The 3,675-nt window shown below is 68.1% G+C and carries 3 protein-coding genes; 2 read left to right on the top strand and 1 reads right to left on the bottom strand.

Annotated elements, in window-relative coordinates:
* Positions 1–45: 45 nt before the first annotated feature.
* Complete coding sequence (locus ACFVJS_RS27005) at positions 46–852, bottom strand: crotonase/enoyl-CoA hydratase family protein (protein ID WP_378886641.1); 807 nt, start codon at positions 850–852, stop codon at positions 46–48.
* Positions 853–900: 48 nt separating this feature from the next.
* Here ACFVJS_RS27005 and ACFVJS_RS27000 point away from each other — a divergent pair, with 48 nt between their 5' ends.
* Positions 901–2,550, top strand: a complete 1,650-nt coding sequence (locus ACFVJS_RS27000) for an acyl-CoA synthetase (protein WP_378886640.1) — start codon at positions 901–903, stop codon at positions 2,548–2,550.
* Positions 2,547–3,656, top strand: a complete 1,110-nt coding sequence (locus ACFVJS_RS26995) for an NAD(P)H-dependent flavin oxidoreductase (RefSeq protein ID WP_378886639.1) — start codon at positions 2,547–2,549, stop codon at positions 3,654–3,656. Before ACFVJS_RS27000 ends, ACFVJS_RS26995 begins: the two co-directional genes overlap by 4 nt.
* Positions 3,657–3,675 lie beyond the last annotated feature (19 nt).

Here is a 3,675-nt window from a genome sequence, read left to right as displayed (position 1 = left end):
GAAGTCACGGGGGTGACTTCTCGGCCGACGTGAGTGACGTCTCGGCTACCTGCCCTTGAACTCCGGCTTGCGCTTCTCCAGGAAGGCCTTCGGACCCTCCTTGGCGTCCTCGGAGGCGAAGACCGCGGCACCGACCTTGGCGTCGTCGGCCCAGCACTCCTCCTCGTGCTTGCCCTCCGAGTCGCGCATCGTGCGGAGGATCGCCTGGACCGCGAGCGGGCCGTTGGCGGCGATCATGTCGGCGAGCTCGTGGGCCTTCTCGAGCGCGGTGCCGTCGGGGACGACGTGGCCGATGAGTCCGATCTCCTTGGCCTCGGACGCCTTCAACGTACGCCCGGTGAGCAGCAGCTCGGCAGCGACCGTGTAGGGGATCTGGCGGGGGAGACGCACCGCGGAGCCGCCCATCGGGTAGAGCGACCAGCGGGCCTCGGCGACGCCGAACTTGGCCGACTCGCCGGCCACCCGGATGTCGGTGCCCTGCAGGATCTCGGTGCCGCCGGCGATGGCCGGGCCCTCGATCGCCGCGATCAGCGGCTTGGTGAGCCGGAAGCCCTTGAGCAGCCCCTTGATCACCGACGGGTCGAAGCCCTCCTCGAACGACTCCGAGGGGGGCTTCTCGTCGGCCTTCTTCAGGTCCATCCCGGCGCAGAAGTAGCCACCCGCGCCGGTCAGGATGCAGACCCGGATCTCCGGGTCGGAGTTCACCCGGTCCCAGGCGTCCTCCATGATCCGCAGCATCTCGGAGGAGAGCGCGTTGCGGCGCTCGGGACGGTTCATCGTGACGATGAGCTTGTGGCCGTCCTGCTCGACGATCGCATGCGGCGTCTCGGCAGAAGATTCTGTGATCGGCATAACATCAGACCCTAGCGGAAAACTGAAACGTGTTCTAGTCTCGCACTCATGGCGCTGAACCTTGCTGACCTCTTCGAACACGCCGTCGACGCCGCGCCCGAGAAGGTGTCGGTCCAAGTCGGCGACCGCAAAGTGACCTACGCCGAGCTCGAGCGTGAGTCCAACAAGCTGGCCCACTACCTGGCCGCCCAGGGGATCGGGAAGGGTGATCACGTCGGGCTCTACTCCAAGAACTCCGTCGAGCACGTCATCGCCCTGCTCGCGATCCTCAAGATCCGTGCCGTCGCGATCAACGTGAACTACCGCTACGTGGCCGGGGAGCTGGAGTACCTCTTCGGGAACGCCGACCTCAAGGCACTGGTCCACGACCGTGTCTACGCCCCGCTCGTCGCCGAGGTCGCCCCGAAGCTGGAGGGTCTGACGACGTTCGTCGCGGTGCCCAACCCGCTCGAGCCCAGCGACGACTCCGACCTGAGCCCGTTCGGTGGCGTCACGCTGGAGGAGGCGCAGTCCGGCCAGTCCGACGCTCGCGACTTCGGTGAACGCAGCCCCGACGACATCCACGTCATCTACACCGGTGGCACCACCGGGTTCCCCAAGGGTGTGATGTGGCGTCACGAGGACTTCTGGCGCGTGCTGGGCGGCGGCATCGACTTCATGACCGGCGTACCGCTGGAGGAGTACGACCAGTCCAAGCAGGCCGCGGGCGACGGGCTGATCACGCTGCCGCTCAGCCCGCTGATGCACGGCGGCGCCCAGGCCTCGCTGCTCATGCATCTCTTCGCCGGTCAGGTGACGATCCTGGAGCCCAAGTTCGATCCGGTACGCACCTGGGAGATCGTCGACCGCGAGAAGGTGCAGATGATGTTCATGACCGGCGATGCCATGGCGGTGCCCCTCATCGATGCGTACGAGGCCGGTGGCTTCGACGGGCAGTCGCTGTTCGCCATCGCCTCCAGCGCCGCGATCTTCTCCAAGTCGGTCAAGGAACGCTGGATGAAGGCGTTCCCGAACGCCGTCTTCACCGACTCCGTGGGCTCGACCGAGACCGGGTTCCAGGGCACGGGTCTTCAGGACGCCTCGGCGCTGTCCACCGACGGTCCGGTGGTCACCGCTGGCCCGCACACCGCCGTGATCGGCGATGACGGTCATCCCCTCGACCTCGCCAAGGACGTCGGCAAGATCGGCCGTACCGCCCGGAAGGGTCACGTCCCTGTCGGCTACTACAAGGACCCCGAGAAGTCCGCGAAGACCTTCATGGAGATCGACCGCGAGCGGTACGCGATCCCGGGCGACTACGCGCGGATCGAGACCGACAACCGCCTCACCCTGCTCGGACGAGGCTCCAACTGCATCAACACGGGCGGGGAGAAGGTCTACCCCGAGGAGGTCGAGGCTGCGATCAAGGCCCACCCCGACGTCTACGACACGCTCGTCGTCGGGATCCCGGACGAGCGCTACGGCCAGGCGGTGGCGGCGGTCGTCCAGCCACGACCCGGCGCGACGATCGAGCTCGAGGGGCTGCGCACGTTCCTGCGGGAGCACCTGTCCGGCTACAAGCTGCCACGAGCGCTGACCATCGTCGACGAGGTGCCCCGCAACGCCACTGGCAAGGCCCAGTACCCCAAGGCCAAGGAGATCGCCCTGGCCGACCGAGCGACCGCGACCGAGCAGGACTCCGAAGGAGCAACAGCATGATCCGTACGCCATTGTGCGAGGCATTCGGGATCGACTACCCGATCTTCGCCTTCACCCCCTCCGAGCACGTGGCCGCGGAGGTCTCCAAGGCCGGCGGGCTGGGCGTGCTGGGCTGCGTACGTTTCAACGACGCCGAGGAGCTCGACCGCACGCTCACCTGGATGGACGAGAACACCGACGGCAAGCCCTACGGCGTCGACGTCGTCATGCCGATGAAGGTGCCGACCGAGGGCACCTCGACCGACCTGTCCGCCTACATCCCTGCGGAGCACACCGAGTGGGTCGACAAGACGCTGCTCTCGCTGGGCGTGCCGCCGCTGCCGGAGGGGGAGGGGCGCGAAGGGGTGCTGGGCTGGCTGCACTCGACCGCACGCTCGCACGTCGACGTCGCGCTGCAGCACCGGCCCGTGCTGATCGCCAACGCGCTCGGCACCCCGCCCAACGACGTGATCGAGAAGGCGCACGAGCACGGGATCAAGGTGGCGGCGCTTGCGGGCGCACCGAAGCATGCCGTCTCGCACGTCTCCAACGGCGTCGACATCATCGTCGCCCAGGGTTACGAGGCCGGTGGGCACACCGGCGAGATCGCCTCGATGGTCCTGCAGCCCGACATCGTCGACGCGGTCGGGCCGGACGTGCCGGTGCTGGGCGCGGGCGGGATCGGCTCGGGCCGGCAGATCGCCGCATCCCTCGCGCTCGGCGCACAGGGCGTCTGGACCGGCTCCATCTGGCTCGGGACGTCGGAGTACCGCAACCTCAACACCCACGCCGGCTGGGAGACCGCCTTCACCCGCGCCACCTCCGCCGACACCCGCCGGATGCGGATCTACACCGGCAAGCCAGCCCGGCTGCTGAAGTCGAAGTGGACCGACGCGTGGGAGGCCGAGGGATCGCCCACGCCGCTGCCGATGCCGCTGCAGAACCTGCTCGTCTCCGACGCCCACAACCGCATCAACGCCGCCGGTGATCCCGACGTCGTCGCGATGCCGGTGGGGCAGATCGTCGGCCGGATGAACGAGGTGCGCTCCGTCGCCGAGGTGATGGCGGATCTGATCGCCGAGTTCGAGGCCACGGTCAAGCGCCTGGACGCGATCTCCGAGGGCTAGCCCCGCAGAACCACCACTG

The organism is Nocardioides sp. NPDC057772, assembly GCF_042798075.1.
Lineage (GTDB): Bacteria > Actinomycetota > Actinomycetes > Propionibacteriales > Nocardioidaceae > Nocardioides.
This window is presented reverse-complemented; position numbering and strand designations above follow the sequence as displayed.

What these genes read in the sequence shown, in the direction of transcription:
- ACFVJS_RS26995 (WP_378886639.1), top strand. Translation starts at nt 2,547, where the DNA reads ATGATCCGTACGCCATTGTGCGAGGCATTCGGGATCGACTACCCGATC.
- ACFVJS_RS27005 (WP_378886641.1), bottom strand. Translation starts at nt 852, where the DNA reads ATGCCGATCACAGAATCTTCTGCCGAGACGCCGCATGCGATCGTCGAG.
- ACFVJS_RS27000 (WP_378886640.1), top strand. Translation starts at nt 901, where the DNA reads ATGGCGCTGAACCTTGCTGACCTCTTCGAACACGCCGTCGACGCCGCG.